The sequence below is a fragment of the Caulobacter sp. FG7 genome, assembly GCF_057808875.1.
Map to the genome: position 1 here is coordinate 159,926 of NZ_JBMDIW010000005.1, position 20,186 is coordinate 180,111.

Here is a 20,186-nt window from a genome sequence, read left to right on the forward strand (position 1 = left end):
GCGCGGGCGCGGGGCGTCCAGGCGTGCTACAGCGCGCCGATGAGCAACGAGACCAACGACGCCCCGCCGAACGAAACCCCGATGCAGCGCGCCCTGCGCCTGAAGAAGGCCGCCCAGGGTCGCCATGGCCACGGGCCCAAGGCCTCCAGCGGCAAGGTCGACAAGGCCGACGCCGTCGCGCCGACCGGCAAGTCGCGCCCCTGGATGACCCGCTAGGCTAGGATCACGGCCGGAGGGCGACTCATGGCCGACAACTTCGTCCTGATCACCGGCTGCTCGGGCGGCGGCAAGTCCAGCCTGCTGGCGCAGCTGGCCGCCCGCGGCTACGCCGTCGTCGAGGAGCCCGGCCGCCGCATCGTCCGGCATGCGAAAGGCCCCGACGACCCCGTCCTGCCCTGGAACGATCCCGCCGCCTTCGCCCGCCGCGCCGTCGAGCTGGCCCTGGCCGATCGCGAGGCCGCGCGCGGGCTGCATGGCTGGGTGTTCTTCGACCGCGGCCTGGTCGACGCCGCCAGCGCCCTGGAGGCCGCCACCGGCGAGCCCAGCCTGCGGGCGCTGGACCGCGCCCACCGCTATCATCGCCGGGTCTTTCTTGCCCCGCCCTGGCCGCAGATCCACGTCGCCGACGCCGAGCGCCGCCACGGCCTCGACGCGGCGCTGGAGGAATATGGCCGCCTGGAAGCCGCCCTGCCCGCCCTCGACTACGAGGTCGTCGTCCTGCCAAAGACGTCGGTGGCCGCCCGCGCCGACTTCGTCCTCGCCACCTTGGAAGCCTGAGCCATGCTGATCCGTCCCGAGCGCCCCGAAGACGTCGCCGCCATCGGCGCGGTGACGTCCGCCGCCTTCTTGGGCCGCCCCTACAGCAGCCAGACCGAGGCCCTGATCGTCGCCGCCCTGCGCGCGGCGGGCGCGCTGTCGCTATCGCTGGTGGCCGAGGTCGACGGCCAGGTCGCCGGCCACATCGCCTTCTCGCCGGTCGACATCGAGGTCTCGTCAGGCGACTGGTACGGCCTTGGTCCGGTGTCGGTCAGCCCCGACCAGCAGGGTACGGGCCTTGGCCAGGCCCTGATCCGCGAGGGCCTGAAACAGCTGGAAGCGCGCGGCGCGGCCGGCTGCGTGCTGCTGGGCTCACCCAAATACTACGAACGGTTCGGCTTCGTGGCCGACGAGGCCCTGACCTACGGCGGCGAGTCCTCGCCCTACCTGCAGCGGCTGGTGTTCAAGGGCCGCCCGCCGCGCGGCGCGGTGACCTACCACACGGCGTTCGGGGCTTAGGGCGCCGGGACCTTCAACGCCCCCGCGGAGCTGAAGAACTGACTGCCGGCTAAGGGTGCACGAGATCCTCCCCCTTTGGGGGTGGTGGCCCGGAGGGCCGGAGGGGGCCGGCGCGGCGCCTACCCCCTCAGTCGCTCCGCGACAGCTCCCCCAGAGGGGGAGCATCCAACGTCCGCCACGGATCGCGCAAGCAGTCGGCTCGCCCGTCCCTAGACCATCCCCACCGTCTTCAGGCGGGCCCGGGGGTGGATCTCGTTCTGGCTCATCACCACGGTCTGGCCGCGGAAGCGCTCGATGATCGAACGGACATAGGGGCGGATGCCCGGGCTGGTCAGCAGCACCGGCGACTCGCCCTGCAGGGCGGCGCGCTCGAAGGTGTCGCGCACGCCGCGGATGAAGTCCTGCAGGCGCGACGGGGCCAGGGCCAGCTGCTTGTCCTCGCCCGGCCCGATCAGGGCTTCGGCGAAGGCCTGCTCCCAGTCGGCCGACAGGGTGATGATCGGCAGGGCGCCGTCCTCGCCCCGATTGGCCCAGCACAGCTGGCGGGCCAGGCGCGCGCGCACCTGCTCGACCAGCTGGGTGACCGAAGCCGTGTGCGGGGCGGCCTCGCCGATGCCTTCCAGGATCTGCGGCAGGTCGCGGATCGAGACGCGCTCCTTGAGCAGGGCCTGCAGCACACGCTGGATCGTGGCGGCGTTGACGACGCCGGGGATCAGGTCGTCGACGAGCTTCTTCTGGTTTTCCGGCAGCTCCTTCAGGAGCTTCTGCACCTCGGCGTAGGAGAGCAGGTCGGCCATGTTCTCCTTGAGGATCTCGGTCAGGTGCGTGGTCAGCACCGTGGCCGGATCCACGACCGTGTAGCCGCGGAACGTCGCCTCCTCGCGCAGGTCGTCGGCGACCCAGGTGGCCGGCAGGCCGAAGGCGGGCTCGCGCACGTGCTCGCCGGGCAGCTCCACCTGGCCGCCGCGCGGATCCATGGCCATCAGGTGGCCCAGGCGCACTTCGCCGAGGCCCGCTTCCATCTCCTTGATGCGGATGGCGTAGCCCTGGTTGGCCAGGCGCATGTTGTCGAGGATGCGCACGGGCGGCATGACGAAGCCGAACTCGGTGGCCAGGGTCTTGCGCAGGGCGCGGATCTGGTCGGTCAGGCGGCGGCCTTCCAGGTCGTTGATCAGGGTCAGCAGACCGTAGCCCAGCTCGATCTTGACGTCGTCGATGGCCAGGGCCGCGCTGATCGGCTCCTCTTCGGGCTCCGAAGGCGCCTCGGCTGCCGCGGCGGCCGCCGCGGCGGCGGCCTCCTTCGCCGGCGCTTCCTTGGCCTGCTGGGCGCGGCGATAGGCGAGGAAGCCCGCGCCAACGGCCAGGCCCGCGAACGGCAGCAGCGGCATGCCGGGGATCAGGGCGATGACGCCCGACGAGGCCGAGACCATGCCCAGCGCGACCGGGTTCATGGCCAGCTGCGTGGTCAGGGCCTTGTCGGCGCTGCCTTCGACGCCGGCCTTCGACACCACCAGACCGGCGGCGATCGAGATGATCAGGGCCGGGATCTGGCTGACCAGGCCGTCGCCGATGGTCATCAGGGTGTAGGTCGAGGCGGCCTCGCCCATCGGCACCTTGTGCTGCACGACGCCGATCAGGATGCCGCCGACGATGTTGATGCCGGTGATGATCAGGCCGGCGACGGCGTCGCCCTTCACGAACTTGCTGGCGCCGTCCATGGCGCCGAAGAAGGTGCTTTCCTGCTCCAGTTCCTTGCGGCGGATCTTGGCCTGGTCCTGGTCGATCAGGCCCGTCGACAGGTCGGCGTCGATGGCCATCTGCTTGCCGGGCATGGCGTCCAGGGTGAAGCGCGCGGCCACTTCGGCGATGCGGCCCGAACCCTTGGTGACGACCATGAAGTTCACCACCACCAGGATGATGAAGATGATCACGCCGATGACGAAGTTGCCCTGCATCATCAGGTTGCCGAAGGCGGCGATGACCGCGCCGGCCCCGTGGCCGCCCTCGTGACCATTGCCCAGGATCAGGCGGGTCGAGGCGATGTTGAGGCCCAGGCGGTAAAGGGTCGCGACCAGCAGGACGGTCGGGAAAGAGGTGAATTCCAGCGGCTTCTTGATCAGCACCGCCGTCATCAGGATCAGCACGGAGCCGGTCAGCGACACGGCCAGCAGGATGTCGAGCAGCGCCGGCGGCACCGGCAGGATCAGCAGGACGATGATGCCCACGACGCCGACGGCCAGGCCCATCTCGCCGCGCAGGATCCCTTCCCACAGCGACCTGGCGCTGGGGATCGAGGAAGCGGCCTTGGGGGCGGCGGCGTCAGCCATGGAAAGCCTTGCTGCTGTCGACTGAGGTGGACCGTTCCGCTTGAAGCGATTTGTGACGGCCCGCCATCTCCTTAATCGAAATTAGCCATGTTCGGCGCCGGACCGATCGTCGCGGGCGCCGAACAGATTCTACACTTGAGGTTTAGGCGGCCGCGCCGACGCCGCCCTGCGGCGGGGGCACGTTGACGCCGGCGTCGCCGTACTCCTTGAGCTTGTTGCGCAGGGTGCGGATCGAGATGCCCAGGATGTTGGCCGCGTGGGTGCGATTGCCCAGGCAGTGCTCCAGGGTGTCGATGATAAGCGTCTGCTCCATCTCGGCCACGGTCTGGCCGACGAAGCTGCGGGCGGCGGCGCTGGCCACGGCCTCGGCCGCCGCCATCGAGGCGCCGCGGGCCACGGCTGCGTCGGGGGCCGGCGCCAGGGGCTGGCCGTCCGGCAGGCGGATGGCGAACTCCTCGATCTCGGCGCCGGTCGACAGCAGCACCGCGCGGTGCATGGCGTTTTCCAGTTCACGCACGTTGCCCGGCCAGCGGTGGGCGATCAGGCGACGCTTGGCCTCGGCCGAGATCGGCTTGAGGTCGATGCCGTTGGCGGCCGAATACTTCTTCACGAAGTGCTCGCACAGATTGATGATGTCGCCCGGGCGTTCGCGCAGCGGCGGCAGGGCCAGGTTCACGACGTTGAGGCGATAGAGCAGGTCTTCGCGGAACACGCCTTCCTTGACCGCCTCGGCCAGGTTGCGGTTGCTGGTCGCGAGGATGCGGATGTCGACCTTCACCGGCTTGGTGCCGCCGACGCGGTCGATCTCGCGCTCCTGGATGGCGCGCAGAAGCTTGGCCTGCAGACGCACGTCCATTTCCGAGATTTCGTCCAGCAGCAGCGTGCCGCCGTTGGCTTCCTCGAACTTGCCGATGCGGCGGGCCAGGGCGCCGGTGAAGGCCCCCTTCTCGTGGCCGAACAGCTCGCTTTCCAGCAGGTTCTCGGGAATGGCGGCGCAGTTGACGCTGATGAACGGCGCCTTGGCCCGACGCGACTTGGCGTGGACGTGGCGGGCCATCACTTCCTTACCCGAACCGCTTTCGCCGGTGATCAGGATCGAGGCGTCCGAGGGCGCGACCTGGTCGGCCAGCTTGATCACCTGCTCCATGTTGGGGTCGCGGGCGATCATCGGACGGTTGTCGTCGGTGACGGCGGCCAGGACGGCGGCGATCAGCTCGGCGTCCGGCGGCAGCGGGATGAATTCCTTGGCCCCGGCCTTGATGGCGCCGGCGGCGCGCATCGGATCGGCGTCGACGCCGCAGGCCACGACCGGCACCCGGATGCGCTCGCTTTCGTTGGCGGCGATCAGGCCGGCGATGTCCAGGCCGTAGTCGACCATCATCAGGTCGGCGCCCTGCCCGGCCCGCAGCGCGTTGGTCGCCTGCTCCGTCGTCTCGACGTGCGAAACCTTGGCCCCGGCGTTCATCGCCATCTTCACGGCGACCGAGAGCTGACCGTTCAGTTTACCAACGACCAAGAGGCGCATTGTCTTGTCTCCGGGCGGCCCTTCCGGACCGATCTTCTACTGCTTCGCCCTCTTTCAGAAGGCGCGGACTGGGGTGGACGAGAAGCTGCGGGGATCAGCCCGCGGCGTCGCCGTCCTTGATGATTTCCGTCATGGTCACGCCCAGGCGCTCGTCGACGACGACGACCTCGCCCCGGGCGACCAGGCGGTTGTTGACGTAGATGTCGATCGCCTCGCCGACCTTGCGGTCCAGCTCGAGAATCGAACCGGCCTGCAACTGCAGCAGCTGGGCCACCGACATGTTCGAGCGGCCGAGCACGGCCGAGATGTTGACGGGCACGTCGAACACCGGCGCCAGGTCGGAAGCGATCTTGTCGCTCAGTTCGACCGGGATTTCCGAGGCCAGCATGCCGCCGTTGAAATCGTTGAGGGTCAGGTCGTCGGACATGGCGGTCAGCCTTCGCTAGGAAGCAGGGGTTCGGCGTGCAGGCCCTCGGCCGCGATGGCGGCTTCCAGGGCCTGGGCGACGCGCTGCGCCGCCTCGTCGGGATTGAACTCGGCGCGGCCATCGCCCCAGTCGAGGACGAAGGCGGCGGGGGGCTGGGCGCCGTCGGCGCGGGCGACGATCGCGCCCGGAAAGCCGATGGCCTGGGCGGTCTGCTCCAGGGCCGCCTGGGTGCGCTCGACCAAGTGCGGCGCGACGCGGACGGAAAGCTTGGGCTGGGCCTCGACCTCGCGGGCCAGGGCCAGCAGGGCCGCCGAGGCCGGGGCCTCGGGGAACTGGTCGAGAGCCGCGTCGGCGATCTTGTTGGCGCAGGCGAGCGCCAGGCGGGCCGAATGCTCGCGGTGCTCGTGGGCCACGGCCGTCAGGGTCGCCAGCGCGCCGTGCACGGCGTGGGCGATCGCGTTCATGGCCTGGGCGGCCTCCTGCTCGGCGCGGGCCACGGCCGAACGCTCGCCCTCGGCGAAGGCTTCGGCGCGAGCGGCCTCGACCTCTTCTGGCGTGAAGCTCTTCTTCACCTTGGGGGCCTCGTAGGCCACCCCGCCACGGTCGTCGAAGACCGTGTCGAAGGCGAAGCGCTGATAGGTTCCGTTGCTCATCCCGCGCGCCTCAGTAGATCAGCTCGTCGTCGCTGCCCGAACCGGCCAGCATGATCTCGCCCTTGGCGGCGAGGTCCTTGGCGATCTGGACCATGGCGACCTGGGCCTGGTCGACGTCCTTCAGACGCACCGGACCCATGCTTTCCATGTCCTCGCGCATGATCTTCGAGGCGCGTTCGGACATGTTGGAGAAGAACATCTCGCGCAGCTTGTCCGAGGCGCCCTTCAGGGCCAGGGCCAGCTGCTCCTTGCCGGTGGCGCGCAGCAGGGTCTGCACGCCGCCCGGATCCAGCTTCGACAGGTCCTCGAACACGAACATCAGGGCCCGGATGCGCTCGGCCGCCTCGCGGTTGCGCTCTTCCAGGGCGGCGATGAAGCGGGCCTCGGTCTGGCGGTCGAAGTTGTTGAAGATCTCGGCCATCATCTCGTGGCTGTCGCGCTTGGACGTGCGCGCCAGGTTCGACATGAACTCGATCCGCAGGGTCTGCTCGATCTTGTCCAGGATCTCGCGCTGCACCGGCTCCATGCGCAGCATGCGGGTGACGCATTCCAGCGCGAAGTCTTCCGGCAGGCAGGCCAGAACGCGGGCGGCGTGGTCGCTCTTCACCTTCGACAGCACGACAGCGACGGTCTGGGGGTATTCGTTCTTCAGGTAGTTGGCGAGCACCGCCTCGTTTACGTTGCCCAGCTTGTCCCACATGGTTCGACCCGCCGGACCGCGGATCTCTTCCATCAGCTGGTCGACCTTCTCGGGCGCCATGAACGACATCAGCAGGCGCTGGGTCTGCTCGTAGGAGCCCATGATCGCGCCCGTCGAGCTCATGCCCGAGACGAACTCGACCAGCAGCTCTTCGACCACGCTGGCCGAAACCGTGCCCAGGCTGGCCATGGCCTGGGAGACTTCCTTGATCTCCTCGTCGTCCAGCGCTTCCCAGATCTTGGTGTGGTCTTCACCCAGGGCGAGCAGGACGATGGCGGCCTTTTCGGGCCCGGCCAGCTTGGCGATGTCTGTGACGGCGGCCTTCATCCGATCACTCCGACTCGTGCAGCCAGTTGCGCAGGATCGCGACCGACTCTTCGGGGTGCTTCTCGACGAACTCCGACACGCGCTTGATCGACGAGGCCTTCACCTGGCCTTCGATCTTGGCGATGTCGATGCGCTGGTCGATGTCGGAAACCGGGCCGGCGATGGCGATCGGCTCGCCCGACTGGTCGACGACGACCTGCTGGGTCGTGCCGTCCGACAGGGTGACCAGGCGGGTCACCGGCTGGTCGCCCTGGCCCAGGGCCAGCTGGATCGGATGCTGGCCGGCCGGCTGGGTCAGGCTCTTGATGAACGGGCGCACGGCGAACAGCAGGATCAGCAGGGCGACGATGGCCAGGACGCCGATCTCGGCGACGCGCATCAGGTCGTTCTTGTCGAAACCGGCCATCAGACCGCCCTTGCCGTCCAGGCCCTGGTCCTCGGCGGTCGGGAAGCGGATGTTGGTGACCTTCACCTGGTCGCCGCGGGCGGCGTCGTAGCCGATGGCGGTCTTCACCAGTTCTTCGATCTGGGCGATCTCCTCGGCGGTGCGCGGGGTGTAGGCGCCCGGCTTGCCGTCCTTGCCCGGAGCGGCGGTGACGCCGTCCACGGCCACGGCCACGGCGACCTTCTTCATCGAACCCGGCTCGACCACTTCGGTGCGGACGGTTTCGGAGTTCTGGTAGTTGGTCGTCGTCTCATTGGCGCCCGAGGTCGAGCCCAGCGGCTGCATGCCGGCCGGCGCGGCGCCGGGGATGTTCTGGGTGGCGGTGACGCCGCCGGTGTCGTCGTTCTTGGTCTCGGAGGCGTTGTTGGCGCTGGTGCTTTCCGACAGCACGACCTGGCCGTCCGGATCGTAGCGCTTTTCCTGGGTGGTGATGCGGTTCAGGTCGAGGTCGGCGGTGACCGTGACGCGGGCCTTGCCCGGGCCCAGGACGCCGTCGAGCATTTCCTTGACGCTCTTGGAGATGCGGGCCTCGGCCTCGGACTTGCGGTCCTGGGCCAGGCGGCCGGCCAGGCTCTCGTCGCCGCCGGCCGACAGGGTCTTGCCGTGGTCGTCGATGACGTTGACGCGCTCGGGCTTCATGCCCGGGACCGAGCCGGCGACCAGGTTCTGGACGGCGGCGACCATGTCCGACGACGGCTCGCGGCCGGCGGTGCCGATGGTGACGGCGGAGGACGGCTGCTCGGCGTCTTCCTCGAACAGCTGGCGCTTGGGCAGCACCAGGTGGACGCGGACGTCGCGCACGCCCTGCCAGCCGCGGATGGTGCGTTCCAGCTCGCCCTGCAGGGCGCGCTGGCGGTTCAGCTGCTGGACGAAGTCGGTCTGGCCGATGGCGTTGCCGGTGTCGAAGATCTCGTAGCCGATCGAGCCCGAGGTCACGAGACCCTTGCCCGAAACCAGCAGGCGGGCGGAATTGACCTTGTCGCGGGCGACCATGATGGTCGAGCCGTCGCCCTTGGTCTCGTACTTGATGCCAGCCTGGTCCAGCGCCTGGGTGACGGCCGAAGCTTCCTTGAGGTCGAGATTCGAATACAGCAGCTCGCTCGGCTGCTTGCCCAGCATCATCACGACCGCGGCCAGCACGGCGATGGAGCCGACGGCGACGCCCGCCAGGGCGGCCAGTCGGCCGACGCCGAACTTCTGAATCGCGCTCAGGAATTTATCCACTGGGCCTGTCCCTCAAACTGCGTCCGAACGGATCGCAAGCGAGACGGATGGAAGTCCGCCGTCGCTAGGCAGGATTTACCCAGTCGATGGTTAACGACGGCTTTAGATTTGAGGCGAGAACCCGCCTCCATAGGCGCCAAATGGTCGCGGCCGCGCCCTGGGGGGCGCGGCCGCTGATCAGACCGTTCGGGCGCTTTACGGAGCATAACCCCTCGCGCCCTTTCAGTTTTTCCGCCGTTTAGCGGTACTGCTGAAGCCGGGTGGTCCGCAGACCCGCCAGACCGTGGCGATCGATCGACTGCTGCCAGGCGAGGAATTCCTCGTTGGTCAGCTTGTAACGATCACACGCCTCGTCGAGCGAGAGGAGACCACCGCGGACGGCGGCCACCACCTCTGCCTTTCGCCGGATCACCCAACGCTGGGTTTCCGGGGGCGGAAGATCCGACAGGGTTAGAGGCGCACCGGTCGGACCGATGACGTACTTTTCACCCCGGCTGTTCGTGCGCTGCTGCTGCAACATGGCTTTACGCCTTTCCCACAACCATCACTGTTGACGAGGAATATAGGCGCCGGGGAATAACGACGGCTTAATTCCGGTAGTAAAGAAAGACCTAAACAAGGGACTTCCTCCATCCACCAGAGTGTATCGATGTGACACACTCTGATTAATACAAGTTAATACCTATGATCAGCGCTTAATGCTCAGAAGTTCTTCCAGCATCTGATCAGCGGTAGTGATGATTTTCGACGAGGCCGAGTACGCGCGTTGCGTAGTGATCAGGCCGGTGAATTCAGTCGACAGGTCGACAGTCGAAGCTTCCAGCGTCGAGGGAGCCAGAGAACCTGCGCCGCCCTGGCCCGGGGTCTTGAGGCTGTAGGTGCCGCTTTCATTGGTGACGCGGTAGGCGTTGCCATTAACGCCCTTCAGGCCGTTGGGATTCGAGAAGGTCGCGATGGCCACCTGGGCGATCCGGCGAGTCACACCGTTGTCGAAGATGGCCGAGACGTAGCCGTCTTCATCCACCTCGATGTTGGTCAGGTTGCCGAACGCGGTGCCGTTGGTGTTCACCGACTGCACGACCGACTGGCTGTTATACTGGGTCAGGCCGCCGGCGGCGTTGGCCAGGTCGATCTGGATGTCCTGGGAGTCGATGCCCAGGCCGTCGGCCCAGCGCGGACCCGCGCCCGTGGCGGTCGGGTCCGAAGCGCCGATGTGGATCGCCGTCGGGGTCACGCCGCCGAACAGGTTGCCGACCGAAGCCAGCTTGCCGTCCGTGGTGAAGGTGATCTTGCCCGAGCTGATCAGGCCGTTGGTGTTGTTGTCCAGGTCGCCCGGCTTGGCGCGCAGTTCGGCGAACCACTCGTTCGGGCCGGGGCCCTTGAGCAGCGACAGGGTGACGGTGCGCTGGCCGCCCTTGGAGTCCGAGACCGGGATCTGGATCTCGAAGTCCGGCTTGACGCCGGTGGTGGGGTCCTCGGCGTAGTCCGACATCGAGCGGGTGGTCGGGTCGTAGGCGCCGGCGTTCACGGCGTCGGTCTTGGTGTTCAGGCCCAGGGCCGCGAACGACACGGTGGCGCCGCCGCCGGCGTTGATCGAGCCGGCCGGCACGGTCGCGCCGGTGGGGGTGTAGCTGGTCAGGGCGCCCGTGGCGGGGTCGAACACGGCCGTGCCGGTGTCGACAACGACGCCCGCGCGGCGGACTTCGACCTGATATTCGTTGCCGTTGCCGGTCGGGCTGTAGCGGACGGCGTAGTCGGCCGTGACGGCGTTCGAGTCGGCGACGCCCGTCTTGGTCGACAGGGCGTTGGCGGCGGCCGACACGGCCTGTTCCGAACGCAGGTTGGCGTTGACGCCGACGCGGGTGGTCTTCTCGGCGGTGCCGCCGACGCTGCCGACGTTGATCGACGACAGCTGGGTCAGGTCCGACGGATCGGGCGTGATGGCGCCGGTCACCGGGTCGGCCAGCCAGCCCTGCAGATAAAGGCCGGCGTCGTTCTTCAGGTAGCCCAGGTTGTCCAGCTGGAACGAACCGGCGCGGGTGAACGAGCGGGTGTCGGTGGCGGTCAGGCCTTCCGGCTTCTCGGTGGCGACGAAGAAGCCCGAGCCGGCGATCGACAGGTCGAGGCTCGAGGTCGTCGACTGGGTCAGGCCCTGCTGGCTGATGAACTGGTGCGTCAGCGACTTCACGCCGCCGGCGCTGTAGGTGTTGTTCTTGCTTTGCGAAGTGACCAGCGTCGAGAAATTGGCCGACGAGCGCTTGTAGCCGACGGTGTTGACGTTCGCGATGTTGTCCGAGATCGCGGCCAGGGCCGACGAGTTGGCGACCAGACCGGAGACGCCCGAGAGCATGGCGCTGTTGATGGACATGACTGAAATCCTGCTCGTGAGGTTTGTTTGGCGGGGTTCAGCGCAGTTTGCGTTTGGGTTCCGGGTCGGCCGTCTGGCTCGGTTGGGAACCGCGTCGGCGTCATTCTGACGCCCGGTTCATTCGTTGGAGGCCTTAGGCGGCCTCTGCGGTGTCCTCGGGCGTCTTGTCCGAGGCGTCCGCCGTCTTGTCCGGAGGGTTGGTGACGCCGATCACCTGGCTGATCGGCACTTTCACGCCGTCGATGGTGACCATGTTCTGGCCGCTCTCGCTGGTCACCGCCGTCACGATGCCTTCGATGCGGCCCTTGTTGGTGGTGGCGATCTTCGTGCCTTCGCCGTCGACGGCGGTGATGCGCAGGGTGTAGGCCGCGCCGTTGGGCTGCTGGACGCCGGTGGTGCTGTCCTTGCCGTCCCACTCGAAGGTGTGGTCGCCCTTGCTCATGTCGTCGGGCAGCTTGGTGGCGACCACGGCGCCGTACTTGTCGAGCACCTCGATCTTCACCGAAGTGGCGTTGCGGCCGATGGTGTAGCTCCAGTTGGCCTTGCCGTCCTTGAGCACCGAGGTGTCGGTCTCGGCCGTGGCCTGCTTGCCCATCATGTTGACCGCGTCGGCGATGCCGCCGTCGTTCATGCCGACCAGGGCCGCCAGCAGGTCGTTGGTGACCAGCTGCTGCTCGACGCCCGTCATCTGGACGATCTGGCCGGTGAAGGCGTTGGAATCCATCGGCGACAACGGATCCTGGTTCTTCATCTGCGTGGTCAGCAGCTTGAGGAAGGTCTCTTCGCTGCTGGCCAGCTGGTTCCTCGAGTTGTTGATCTTGTCGATCACCGAGGTGCCGGACGTCGCGCTGGTCGTGGCCATGACGCTAAACTCCTAGATCTTCACGTCGACGCCGTCAGACTCCGCAAAGCGGTAGCCCGGGATCAGCGACGCAGCCGAAAGGGTGGAAATGTCCTCGGCCATGGCGCCCGCGAAGGCGCGGCCGGCGAAGGCGCGGCGACCGTGGTCGCCGCCCTGGAAATCGAAGAAGGCGTTCTGCTGCTGGCTCTGGCCGCCGTTGCCGCCCTGGCTCGACACGTCGAACTTCAGGGCGTTGTCGGCGACGTCGAAGCCGGCCTGGCTCAGCGCCTGGCGCAGCTCGCCGGCGCGGTGACGCAGGTCGGCGGCGGCCTGCGGATTTTCGAAGGCCAGGGTCGCGGTCAGCTTGCCCTCGGCGCCGATGCGCACCTGCACGTCGACCTTGCCCAGGCCTTCCGGCGTCAGGACGATGTCGAAGCGCGTGGACTTGGCCTCGAGCTTCTTGGCGATCTCGGCCGACATGGCCGCGACGGTCTCGGGCGAGCCGCGCACGATGGCCTCGGCCGGCGCCTGGGCCGTGGCGGCCGCCTGAGCCTGCACGGTCGGGGCGAAGCTCGCCTCGGCCTTGGGCGCGGCGGCGTCGACCGGCGCGGCGTCGGCGGCCATCTGGGCGAAGGCGTCGGCGCCGCCGCCCTGCGATCCGGTGTCGCTGTTGGTCGCGGCGTCGTGGGCGGCCTGATCGGCGGCGACGGCGTGGGCCGTGACGACGGCCTCGCCCTTGGCGGCGACCTCGACCTTGCCGGTCTTGGGCGCCAGCGCCTGGGTCTCGGCGGGCTTGGCGGTTTCGACGGCGGCGGCCTGGGCCTCGACCGGCGCGGCGACCTCGGCGGTGTCGACCGGCGTCGTGGCGACCGTAGTCGCGGCGTCATCGGCGGGAACCTGCACGCCCTTCAGGCTGACGATCTCGTCGCCCAGCGAAGCGACGGCCGGTTGCGCGGCGTCGGTTGCGGCCTGCGCTTGAGCCTGGGGCTCGGCCTTCGGCGCGGCGGGCGTCTCAGTGGTCGCGGCGGCCTGCGGCTGGGCGGCCAGCTTGCTCAGGTCGATGGCCGGAACGTCCGCCGCGTCGGCGACGACCGGCAGGACAGCCTCGGCGTCGACCTGCGGCGCAGCCGCGTCGGCGACCAGGTCGGCAGCGGCCTGCACGGTCTCGGCGGCGGCGACGACCGGGGCGGCGCCGGCCAGCTTGGCGGCGTCGGAAACGGTTTCGGCCACGTCGCCGACCAGGTCGGCGGCCTTAGCCAGAAGATCGGTGGAGCCCGCGGTCTCGGCGGCGGCGGCGTCGACGGCGACGGTCTCGGCGACCTGGCCGGTGGGGACGGGCTGCTGCTGTTGTTGCGCGCTCATGGCGGCGACCACGGCCGCGCCGGCCTGGGCCGCGGCGGCGTCCTGGCCGGCCGCCTCGTCGCCGACCTTGTTGTCGTCAGCCTTGCGGTCGGCGGCGGGCTTGGCCTGCGCCTTGTTTCCGCTCGCGGGACGGGCGGCCGGCTTTTCCTGCGTCGTCTCTTCGCTGGCGCCCTTGGCGGCCAGCAGCGCACCGAAGACGTCGCCGGCGCTCGAGGCGTCGGACGCGCCGGCGCCGCCCTGGACGGGCGTCGGGAGCGGAAGAGAGGCGGCGATCGCGGTCATGCGGGTCGGTACGCTCTGGCTGGACGACGGCTCGGATGGAGCACGCCTTGATCCGACGTCCCCTGAGCAATCGCCGGGCCAACCCGGAAATTTCCTTCAAGCCATTGATATAAAAGACTTTAACTTCCGATTTACCCTTTGACTTCGGCAGGTTGCGGAGGTTTTTGCCGAGCGGAAACGGAAAGAATGACCCGTCCCTTGCCGCGTCGGGACGTCGCAGCCGGGCTGCTGGCCGGGTTGGCGCCATCCTTGCGCTCCCCTCCTCGTCGTCCGCACGGCGCATGGAACTCAACGCCTTGTATTTCAACGGTTTGCACAACGGAAACGAGACGCTCTCGACGCCCACCCGGCAAGTTTCGCCGGGCAAGGTCGCGTCGCGTGGTCCGTGCTTTGCCGAGCGGACAGGAGATCGCTGATGTCGCTGAACACCATCCTGAACACTGCGACGTCGGGGATGATGGCCGCCCAGACGGGCATGCGCGTCGTTTCCGACAACATCGCCAACGTCAACACGGCCGGCTACGTCCGCAAGACGGTCAGCCAGTCCAACCTCGTGTCGAACGGCATGGGCGTGGGCGTCAACATCGACGCCATCAAGCGCGCCACCGACCGCTTCCTGCAGTCGGCCAGCCTGAACGCCGCCTCGGACGCCGGCCGCGCCTCCGCGCTCTCGAGCGCGCTGGACAACGCCCAGGAACTGTTCGGCGACCCCAGCGCCAAGACCAACTTCTTCTCGATGCTCGACGATGTGTTCAGCGCCTTCTCGCAGGCCGCCGACGAGCCGTCCTCGTCGCTGCTGCGCGCCCAGGCCCTGACCAAGGTCGAGGACTTCCTGGGTGAGAGCAGCCGCATCACCGCCGGCCTGTCCAGCCTGGGCAAGGACGCCGACACCAAGATCTCGGCCGACGTCGACCGCGTCAACGTGCTGCTCAAGCAGATCGACGAGCTGAACGCCGACATCACCCGCGCCAAGACCACCGGCGTCGACGCGACCGGTTCGGAGAACATCCAGAGCGGCCTGATCGACGAGTTGTCGTCGCTGATGAACGTGCAGGTCAGCCAGCGCGCCAACGGCGGCGTGCTGATCCGCTCGACCGAGGGCATGAGCCTGGCCGGCGAAGGCGCGGCCGTCATCAAGTACGAGCAGTCGCCCACCGCCAACGGCTTCCTGACGGTCACCTCGGCCAACAGCGGCGGCCAGGCCAGCCCGCTCTATATCAGCAGCGGCGAGATCAAGGGCCTGCTGGAACTGCGCAACACCGAGCTGCCGGCCCTGTCGGACCAGCTGGGCGAATTCGTCACCCGCGCCACCGAAGAGCTGAACCGCGCCTCGAACGCCAACTCGTCGGTCCCCGCCCCGGCCACCATGACCGGCCGCGACACCGGCCTGGACGCCACCACGGCCCTCACCGGCTTCACCGGCAAGACTACCATCGCCCTGACCAACTCGGCCGGCGTCATCCAGCGCCGCATCGAGGTGGACTTCAGCGCCGGCTCGATGACGGTCGACGGCGTCGCCGGCCCGGCCTTCACCCCGGCCAACTTCCTGACCCAGCTGAACAGCGCCCTGGGCGCCGACGGCCAGGCCAACTTCTCGAACGGCGCCCTCAGCCTGTCGGCCAACGGCGGCCTGGGCGTGGCCATCGCCGACGACCCGACCAATCCGTCGACCAAGGCCGGCAAGGGCTTCAGCCACTTCTTCGGCATGAACGACATCGTCCGCCAGAACGGCTACTCGCCTTACGAGACGGGCATGACCACGGCCTCGCCGCACGGCTTCACGCCGGGCGAGGAGATCACCCTGCGCCTGACCGACATCGAGGGCGGCCGCATCCGCGACGTGAAGGTCACCGTGCCGGCCGGCGGCACCATGCAGGACATGCTGAACGCCCTGAACTCGCGCAGCGACGGCGCGGGCCAGTACGGAACCTTCGCGCTCGACTCCAAGGGCGCGCTGAGCTTCGGCTCCAACAGCGCCTCGCCCGTGACCCTGTCGGTGGTCGAGGACGGCACCCAGCGCGGGACCGGCGGCCCGTCGCTGAGCCAGCTGTTCGGCCTGGGCCCGTCCGAGCGCAGCACGCGGGCTTCGGGCTATACGGTCGACGCGGCCATGAACAGCAACCCGGCCCGCCTGCCCTTCGCCAAGCTCGACCTGACCGCCGCCGCCGGGACCTCGGCCCTGGCCGTCGGCGACGCCCGCGGCGCCCTGGCCCTGGCCAAGGCCGGCGACAGCGCGGTGAACTTCTCTTCGGCCGGCGGCGTCGGCGCGGCCACCAGCAGCGTGCTGCGCTACGGCGCCGACTTCGCCGGCTCGATCGCCCGCAAGGCGGCCGCCGCAGAGTCCAAGAAAGACGCCACCGCTTCGGTGAAGGTCGAGGTCGACACCCAGCGCCAGTCGCACGAGGGCGTCAATCTCGACGAAGAGCTCATCAATCTGACGACGTACCAGCAGGCGTTCAACGCCTCGGCCCGCCTGATCCAGGCGACCAAGGACATGTACGACGTCCTCGTGAACATCATCTGAGGTCCGCCATGACCCGTGTCTCCACCTCCGGCAACTACGGCGTGATGACGTCGAACCTGATGCTGGCGCAGGTGCGCCAGAACCAGATCGGCGAACAGGTCTCCAGCCAGAAGGTCGCCAGCGACCTGAAGGGCTATTCCAAGAACGCCGAGATGCTGACGGCGATGAAGAGCGCCCAGGCCAAGATCGACGGCTTCCTCGACCAGACCAAGCTCGTCTCCAACCGCCTGGAGATGCAGGACATGGGCATCGAGCGCCTGGCCAACTCGGCCACCGGCGCCCGCGAGGCTATCGCCAACGCCCTGGCGGCCGGCAACGCCACCACGCTGATGCAGCAGCTGCAGAACGCTTTTGGCGACGCGGTGCAGGGCCTCAACACCAAGTCCAACGGCTACTACGTGTTCTCGGGCGCCAAGAACGACACCGCCACGACCACGGCCACGACCATGGCCGACCTGACGGCGGCGCCCAGCACCGCCTCGCTGTTCCAGAACGACCAGTACGTCACGACCAACCGCATCGACGAGTCGACCACGGTCTCGACCGGCGTGCTGGGCGACGCCCTGGGGACCGACCTGTTCGACGCCTTCAAGCAGGTCCAGGCCTATGTCGACGCCAACGGCCCGTTCACCGGCAACCTGACCGACGCCCAGTCGACCTTCCTCAAGGGCCTGCTGCCGGCCTTCGACGGCGCCCACAAGGACCTGGTCACCGCCCAGGGCAAGAACGGCCTGAACCAGAAGCGCTTCGAGGACGCCCAGGTCTCGCTGCAGGATCAGTCCGACAGCCTGACGGTGATGATCGGCGGCGTCGTCGACGTCGACATGGCCGAAGCCGTCACCCGCCTGCAGGCCGCCCAGCTGGCCGTGCAGGCCTCGGCTCAGGTGTTCTCCTCGCTCCAGGCCTCGTCGCTGCTGAACGTGCTGAAATAGGTCGCGAGCAGACTGCGGCGCTGCTCCACCTCGCAAAATCGGGGTCGAGGCTCTAAATAGCGCCGATGGACGCCGACCTCGCCCGTTTCGACCCCGCCCACGCCCCCGTTCCGGAGGGCGACGCCCTGATCGCGCGCGCCGCCGAGGCCGCCAGGCAGGCCGTCGGCCTGCCCGAGGGAACCCGGATCGTCGCGGCCATGTCCGGCGGCGTGGATTCCACCGTCACCGCCGCCCTGCTGGCCCGCGCCGGCTACGACGTGGTGGGCGTGACCCTGCAGCTTTACGACCACGGCGCGGCGATCTCGAAGAAGGGCGCCTGCTGCGCCGGCCAGGACATCATGGACGCCCGCATGGCGGCCGAGCGCATCGGCATCCCGCACTACGTGCTCGACTACGAAAGCCGCTTCAAGGAGCAGGTCATCGAGGAGTTCGCCGACGCCTATCTGCGCGGCGAGACCCCGATCCCGTGCGTGCGCTGCAATCAGACCGTCAAGTTCCGCGACCTGCTGGACGTGGCCCGCGACCTGGGCGCCGAGGCCATGGCCACCGGCCACTACGTGCAGCGCGGCTTTACCGCCGCCAGCAACCGCCCGCAGTTGCGCCGCGCCGCCGACCCGGCCAAGGACCAGTCCTACTTCCTGTTCGCCACCACGCGCGACCAGCTCGATTTCCTGCGCTTCCCGCTGGGCGGGTTCTCAAAGCCCGAGGTCCGCGCCGTGGCGACCGCGCTGGGCCTGTCGGTGGCCGACAAGCCCGACAGCCAGGACATCTGCTTCGTGCCCGAGGGCAAATACACCACGGTCATCGACCGCATCCGCCCGCAGGGCGCGGAAGCGGGCGACATCGTGCACCTGGACGGCAAGGTGCTGGGCCGCCACGAGGGCGTCACCCGCTACACCATCGGCCAGCGCCGCGGCCTGAACGTGGGCGGCGGCACGGGCGAGCCGCTGTTCGTCGTCCGCATCGACGCCGAAAAGCGCCATGTCGTGGTCGGCCCGCGCGAGGCTCTGCTGACCAAGGCCCTGACCCTGAAGGAAGACAACTGGCTGGGCGGCGAGGACGACCTGATCGCGGCGGCCAAGGCCAATGCGCCCGTGCTCGCCCGCGTGCGCTCGACCCGCGAGCCGGTGCCCGGTCGCCTGACGCTGGAAGACGGCGGCGTGCGCCTGGTGTTCGACGTCCTGGAAGAAGGCGTCGCCCCCGGCCAGGCCTGCGTGCTCTACGACCCGGCCGATCCCGAGCGCGTGCTCGGCGGCGGGTTTATTGCGACGACGCAGAGAGCGATGGATTAGCGCTTCGCGCGCCCCCTCCGGCCCTCCGGGGCACCTCCCCCAGAGGGGGAGGATCTATGCCGAACCAGATGCTCCCCCTCTGGGGGAGCTGTCGCGGAGCGACTGAGGGGGTCTTGCGCCGGACCTCAGTCCAGCGCGCCGATGTACGGCAGGCCGCGGCTCTTGCCTTCGTCGTCGAGGCCGTAGCCGACGAGGTAGCGGGCCGGGGCTTCCCAGGCCACGAAGTCGGGCTCCATGCCGCGCGAGGTCGGCCAGGGCTTGCGGGCGAAGACGGCGGTCAGCACTTCGCTGGCGCCGGCGTCTTTCACGAGGCGCGCGGCTTCCGACAGCGACAGGCCGGTGTCGAACACGTCGTCGACCACCAGGGCGCGACGGCCCACCAGCGGGCGCTGCAGGTCGGCGCGCACTTCGCAGCGGCCGGTGCTCTTGCGCTCGTCATGGTACGAGGCCAGCCACAGGGCGTCGAAGCGGACGTTGCGGCCGGCCTTCCACAGGGCGCGGGTCAGGTCGGCGGCGAACCACAGGCCGCCGGTCAGCAGGCAGACGGCGACGGTGTCGTCGTCGATGCGCGGGGCGATCTGACGGGCCAGGGCTTCCACCCGCTCGGCGATTTCTTGCTCGGAAATGAGCACTTCGGGGCGGTGGATCTCGGTCATGTCAGGGGATCTTGGTCAATGATGGTCGGCGGCGGCCGGTTCGGCCGCTCCGGTCTCATGACCAGGGGCGCCGTGTCCAGCCCCTTCCGCCGCGGAATCGGCCCCGTGAGCCTCTTCGGCGGCATGATCCGTCGTCGGCGTGTCCTGGGCGCCGCGAAGTTCGGGCTCGCCGTGGCCGGCCTTGGCGGGCCCCAGGCCCGTCTTGACGGCGTGGGCCGCGCCCTTCTCGACCGCGAAGCCGACCTCCAGGATCTGGGCGCTGGACGGCGGGTCCAGCAGCGTGACCGAGAAGTGGCGGGTCTGGCCAGGCGGGATGATCGGATCGGCGGCCGCGGCCAGCTGGCCGGCCACGCGCTTCTGGCCCTTGTTCAGCAGCGCGATGCGCAGCGGCGGGGCCGAGACCGGCTTGTCGGTGATGTTGCGGATCACGCCGGTGACGGTCAGGGCGGCGCGGCCGTCGTGCATCGAGGGCTGGGCGCGGATGCTGCTTTCCTCGACGATCAGGCCCACGGTGTTGATCGGCTTGCCGATCATCGCGTAGGCGCCGGCCGTGCCGGGCATCAGCTTGCCGATATTGAGGTTGAAGACCCAGGCGCAGCCCAGCACCAGCACCACGAAGGCGGCCATCGAGGCCCAGACGATGCCGGTGGTCTTGGCTTCCTTCAGGCGACGCTCGGCGTCGGCGCGAGCGCGGAACACCTTGGGCAGCTCTTCGCCCGGCAGGGCGCTGACCGGCGGCTCGGGCTCATCCTCGAGGGCGTGCAGCGGGTCGAGCGCCGCCGAGACCGCGGCGTCGTTAGCCGCCCCCGGAGCCGCTGCGGCGGCAGACGGCGCGTCGAACAGGTCTTCGTCGGCGGCGCTTTCGTTACGCGCGGTCCAGCGCGCGCCGCACGAGGCGCAACGCACGACACGTCCGGTCGAACCGACCTTGGCGTCGTCGACGAAATAGCGGCTGGCGCACTCCGGACAGGTCAGTATCATGGCCGCGAATCGGTCATCCCCGCTTTACAGCATTGGAGGTCGCCG

The 20,186-nt window shown here is 68.8% G+C and carries 18 protein-coding genes; 6 read left to right on the plus strand and 12 right to left on the minus strand.

Going from position 1 to position 20,186, the window contains the following annotated elements; all coding sequences use genetic code 11:
* Positions 1-39 precede the first annotated feature (39 nt).
* Genes ACODR1_RS06190 through ACODR1_RS06200 form a run of 3 tightly spaced genes read left to right on the plus strand, consistent with a single transcriptional unit; the run spans position 40 to position 1,275 of the window.
* Positions 40-216, plus strand: a complete 177-nt coding sequence (locus ACODR1_RS06190) for a hypothetical protein (protein ID WP_101718037.1) — start codon at positions 40-42, stop codon at positions 214-216.
* A gap of 27 nt (positions 217-243) precedes the next feature.
* Positions 244-777, plus strand: a complete 534-nt coding sequence (locus ACODR1_RS06195) for an AAA family ATPase (protein WP_488879664.1) — start codon at positions 244-246, stop codon at positions 775-777.
* A gap of 3 nt (positions 778-780) precedes the next feature.
* Positions 781-1,275: a GNAT family N-acetyltransferase gene (locus ACODR1_RS06200; protein ID WP_488879665.1), complete on the plus strand. Its 495-nt coding sequence runs from the start codon at positions 781-783 to the stop codon at positions 1,273-1,275.
* 209 nt (positions 1,276-1,484) lie between these two features.
* On the opposite strand, the gene flhA is transcribed toward ACODR1_RS06200, so the two are convergent.
* The 10 genes from flhA to ACODR1_RS06250 all read right to left on the minus strand — a co-directional run bounded on the left by flhA (position 1,485) and on the right by ACODR1_RS06250 (position 13,756).
* Positions 1,485-3,602 (minus strand): flagellar biosynthesis protein FlhA, encoded by a 2,118-nt coding sequence (flhA, locus tag ACODR1_RS06205; protein ID WP_116488120.1) that lies wholly within the window; start codon positions 3,600-3,602, stop codon positions 1,485-1,487.
* Between the two features lie 142 nt (positions 3,603-3,744).
* The gene (gene flbD / locus ACODR1_RS06210) at positions 3,745-5,127 is read right to left on the minus strand and encodes a sigma-54-dependent transcriptional regulator FlbD (RefSeq protein WP_488879666.1); all 1,383 of its coding nucleotides are present in this window, start codon (positions 5,125-5,127) and stop codon (positions 3,745-3,747) included.
* Between the two features lie 94 nt (positions 5,128-5,221).
* A complete protein-coding gene (gene fliN, locus ACODR1_RS06215) occupies positions 5,222-5,554 on the minus strand; it encodes a flagellar motor switch protein FliN (protein ID WP_058346608.1) in 333 nt (110 codons plus the stop codon).
* A gap of 5 nt (positions 5,555-5,559) precedes the next feature.
* A complete protein-coding gene (locus ACODR1_RS06220) occupies positions 5,560-6,207 on the minus strand; it encodes a FliH/SctL family protein (RefSeq protein ID WP_488879667.1) in 648 nt (215 codons plus the stop codon).
* Between the two features lie 10 nt (positions 6,208-6,217).
* A complete protein-coding gene (fliG, locus tag ACODR1_RS06225; protein ID WP_058346610.1) occupies positions 6,218-7,234 on the minus strand; it encodes a flagellar motor switch protein FliG in 1,017 nt (338 codons plus the stop codon).
* A gap of 4 nt (positions 7,235-7,238) precedes the next feature.
* The gene (gene fliF / locus ACODR1_RS06230; RefSeq protein WP_488879668.1) at positions 7,239-8,903 is read right to left on the minus strand and encodes a flagellar basal-body MS-ring/collar protein FliF; all 1,665 of its coding nucleotides are present in this window, start codon (positions 8,901-8,903) and stop codon (positions 7,239-7,241) included.
* 238 nt (positions 8,904-9,141) lie between these two features.
* A complete protein-coding gene (gene sciP, locus ACODR1_RS06235) occupies positions 9,142-9,423 on the minus strand; it encodes a CtrA inhibitor SciP (protein WP_007675208.1) in 282 nt (93 codons plus the stop codon).
* A gap of 168 nt (positions 9,424-9,591) precedes the next feature.
* Positions 9,592-11,271: a flagellar hook protein FlgE gene (flgE, locus tag ACODR1_RS06240; RefSeq protein ID WP_488879669.1), complete on the minus strand. Its 1,680-nt coding sequence runs from the start codon at positions 11,269-11,271 to the stop codon at positions 9,592-9,594.
* Between the two features lie 133 nt (positions 11,272-11,404).
* Positions 11,405-12,133, minus strand: a complete 729-nt coding sequence (locus ACODR1_RS06245; protein ID WP_488879670.1) for a flagellar hook assembly protein FlgD — start codon at positions 12,131-12,133, stop codon at positions 11,405-11,407.
* 12 nt (positions 12,134-12,145) lie between these two features.
* A complete protein-coding gene (locus tag ACODR1_RS06250) occupies positions 12,146-13,756 on the minus strand; it encodes a flagellar hook-length control protein FliK (RefSeq protein WP_488879671.1) in 1,611 nt (536 codons plus the stop codon).
* Positions 13,757-14,171: 415 nt separating this feature from the next.
* Here ACODR1_RS06250 and flgK point away from each other — a divergent pair, with 415 nt between their 5' ends.
* The 3 genes from flgK (at position 14,172) to mnmA (ending at position 18,504) form a co-directional block, all read left to right on the plus strand.
* Positions 14,172-16,280 carry a flagellar hook-associated protein FlgK gene (gene flgK / locus ACODR1_RS06255; protein WP_488879672.1) on the plus strand — a complete coding sequence of 703 codons (2,109 nt, stop codon included), beginning with the start codon at positions 14,172-14,174 and terminating at the stop codon, positions 16,278-16,280.
* 8 nt (positions 16,281-16,288) lie between these two features.
* Positions 16,289-17,212: a flagellin gene (locus ACODR1_RS06260; protein WP_488879673.1), complete on the plus strand. Its 924-nt coding sequence runs from the start codon at positions 16,289-16,291 to the stop codon at positions 17,210-17,212.
* Between the two features lie 65 nt (positions 17,213-17,277).
* Positions 17,278-18,504: a tRNA 2-thiouridine(34) synthase MnmA gene (gene mnmA, locus ACODR1_RS06265; RefSeq protein ID WP_488879674.1), complete on the plus strand. Its 1,227-nt coding sequence runs from the start codon at positions 17,278-17,280 to the stop codon at positions 18,502-18,504.
* Between the two features lie 125 nt (positions 18,505-18,629).
* Here mnmA and ACODR1_RS06270 read toward each other — a convergent pair whose 3' ends face one another.
* Together ACODR1_RS06270 and ACODR1_RS06275 are read right to left on the minus strand one after the other, a co-directional pair.
* Complete coding sequence (locus ACODR1_RS06270) at positions 18,630-19,160, minus strand: phosphoribosyltransferase (protein WP_488879675.1); 531 nt, start codon at positions 19,158-19,160, stop codon at positions 18,630-18,632.
* Between the two features lie 15 nt (positions 19,161-19,175).
* Positions 19,176-20,141: an MJ0042-type zinc finger domain-containing protein gene (locus tag ACODR1_RS06275; protein ID WP_488879676.1), complete on the minus strand. Its 966-nt coding sequence runs from the start codon at positions 20,139-20,141 to the stop codon at positions 19,176-19,178.
* Between the last annotated feature and the right edge of the window lie 45 nt (positions 20,142-20,186).

Bases quoted from the DNA above. Each gene is read 5' to 3' on its own strand.
- flgK (WP_488879672.1), top strand. From the start codon at position 14,172: ATGTCGCTGAACACCATCCTGAACACTGCGACGTCGGGGATGATGGCC.
- ACODR1_RS06200 (WP_488879665.1), top strand. From the start codon at position 781: ATGCTGATCCGTCCCGAGCGCCCCGAAGACGTCGCCGCCATCGGCGCG.
- flgE (WP_488879669.1), bottom strand. From the start codon at position 11,271: ATGTCCATCAACAGCGCCATGCTCTCGGGCGTCTCCGGTCTGGTCGCC.
- ACODR1_RS06195 (WP_488879664.1), top strand. From the start codon at position 244: ATGGCCGACAACTTCGTCCTGATCACCGGCTGCTCGGGCGGCGGCAAG.
- flhA (WP_116488120.1), bottom strand. From the start codon at position 3,602: ATGGCTGACGCCGCCGCCCCCAAGGCCGCTTCCTCGATCCCCAGCGCC.
- ACODR1_RS06275 (WP_488879676.1), bottom strand. From the start codon at position 20,141: ATGATACTGACCTGTCCGGAGTGCGCCAGCCGCTATTTCGTCGACGAC.
- sciP (WP_007675208.1), bottom strand. From the start codon at position 9,423: ATGTTGCAGCAGCAGCGCACGAACAGCCGGGGTGAAAAGTACGTCATC.
- ACODR1_RS06260 (WP_488879673.1), top strand. From the start codon at position 16,289: ATGACCCGTGTCTCCACCTCCGGCAACTACGGCGTGATGACGTCGAAC.
- ACODR1_RS06220 (WP_488879667.1), bottom strand. From the start codon at position 6,207: ATGAGCAACGGAACCTATCAGCGCTTCGCCTTCGACACGGTCTTCGAC.
- fliG (WP_058346610.1), bottom strand. From the start codon at position 7,234: ATGAAGGCCGCCGTCACAGACATCGCCAAGCTGGCCGGGCCCGAAAAG.
- fliN (WP_058346608.1), bottom strand. From the start codon at position 5,554: ATGTCCGACGACCTGACCCTCAACGATTTCAACGGCGGCATGCTGGCC.
- flbD (WP_488879666.1), bottom strand. From the start codon at position 5,127: ATGCGCCTCTTGGTCGTTGGTAAACTGAACGGTCAGCTCTCGGTCGCC.
- ACODR1_RS06270 (WP_488879675.1), bottom strand. From the start codon at position 19,160: ATGACCGAGATCCACCGCCCCGAAGTGCTCATTTCCGAGCAAGAAATC.
- ACODR1_RS06245 (WP_488879670.1), bottom strand. From the start codon at position 12,133: ATGGCCACGACCAGCGCGACGTCCGGCACCTCGGTGATCGACAAGATC.
- ACODR1_RS06250 (WP_488879671.1), bottom strand. From the start codon at position 13,756: ATGACCGCGATCGCCGCCTCTCTTCCGCTCCCGACGCCCGTCCAGGGC.
- mnmA (WP_488879674.1), top strand. From the start codon at position 17,278: ATGGACGCCGACCTCGCCCGTTTCGACCCCGCCCACGCCCCCGTTCCG.
- ACODR1_RS06190 (WP_101718037.1), top strand. From the start codon at position 40: ATGAGCAACGAGACCAACGACGCCCCGCCGAACGAAACCCCGATGCAG.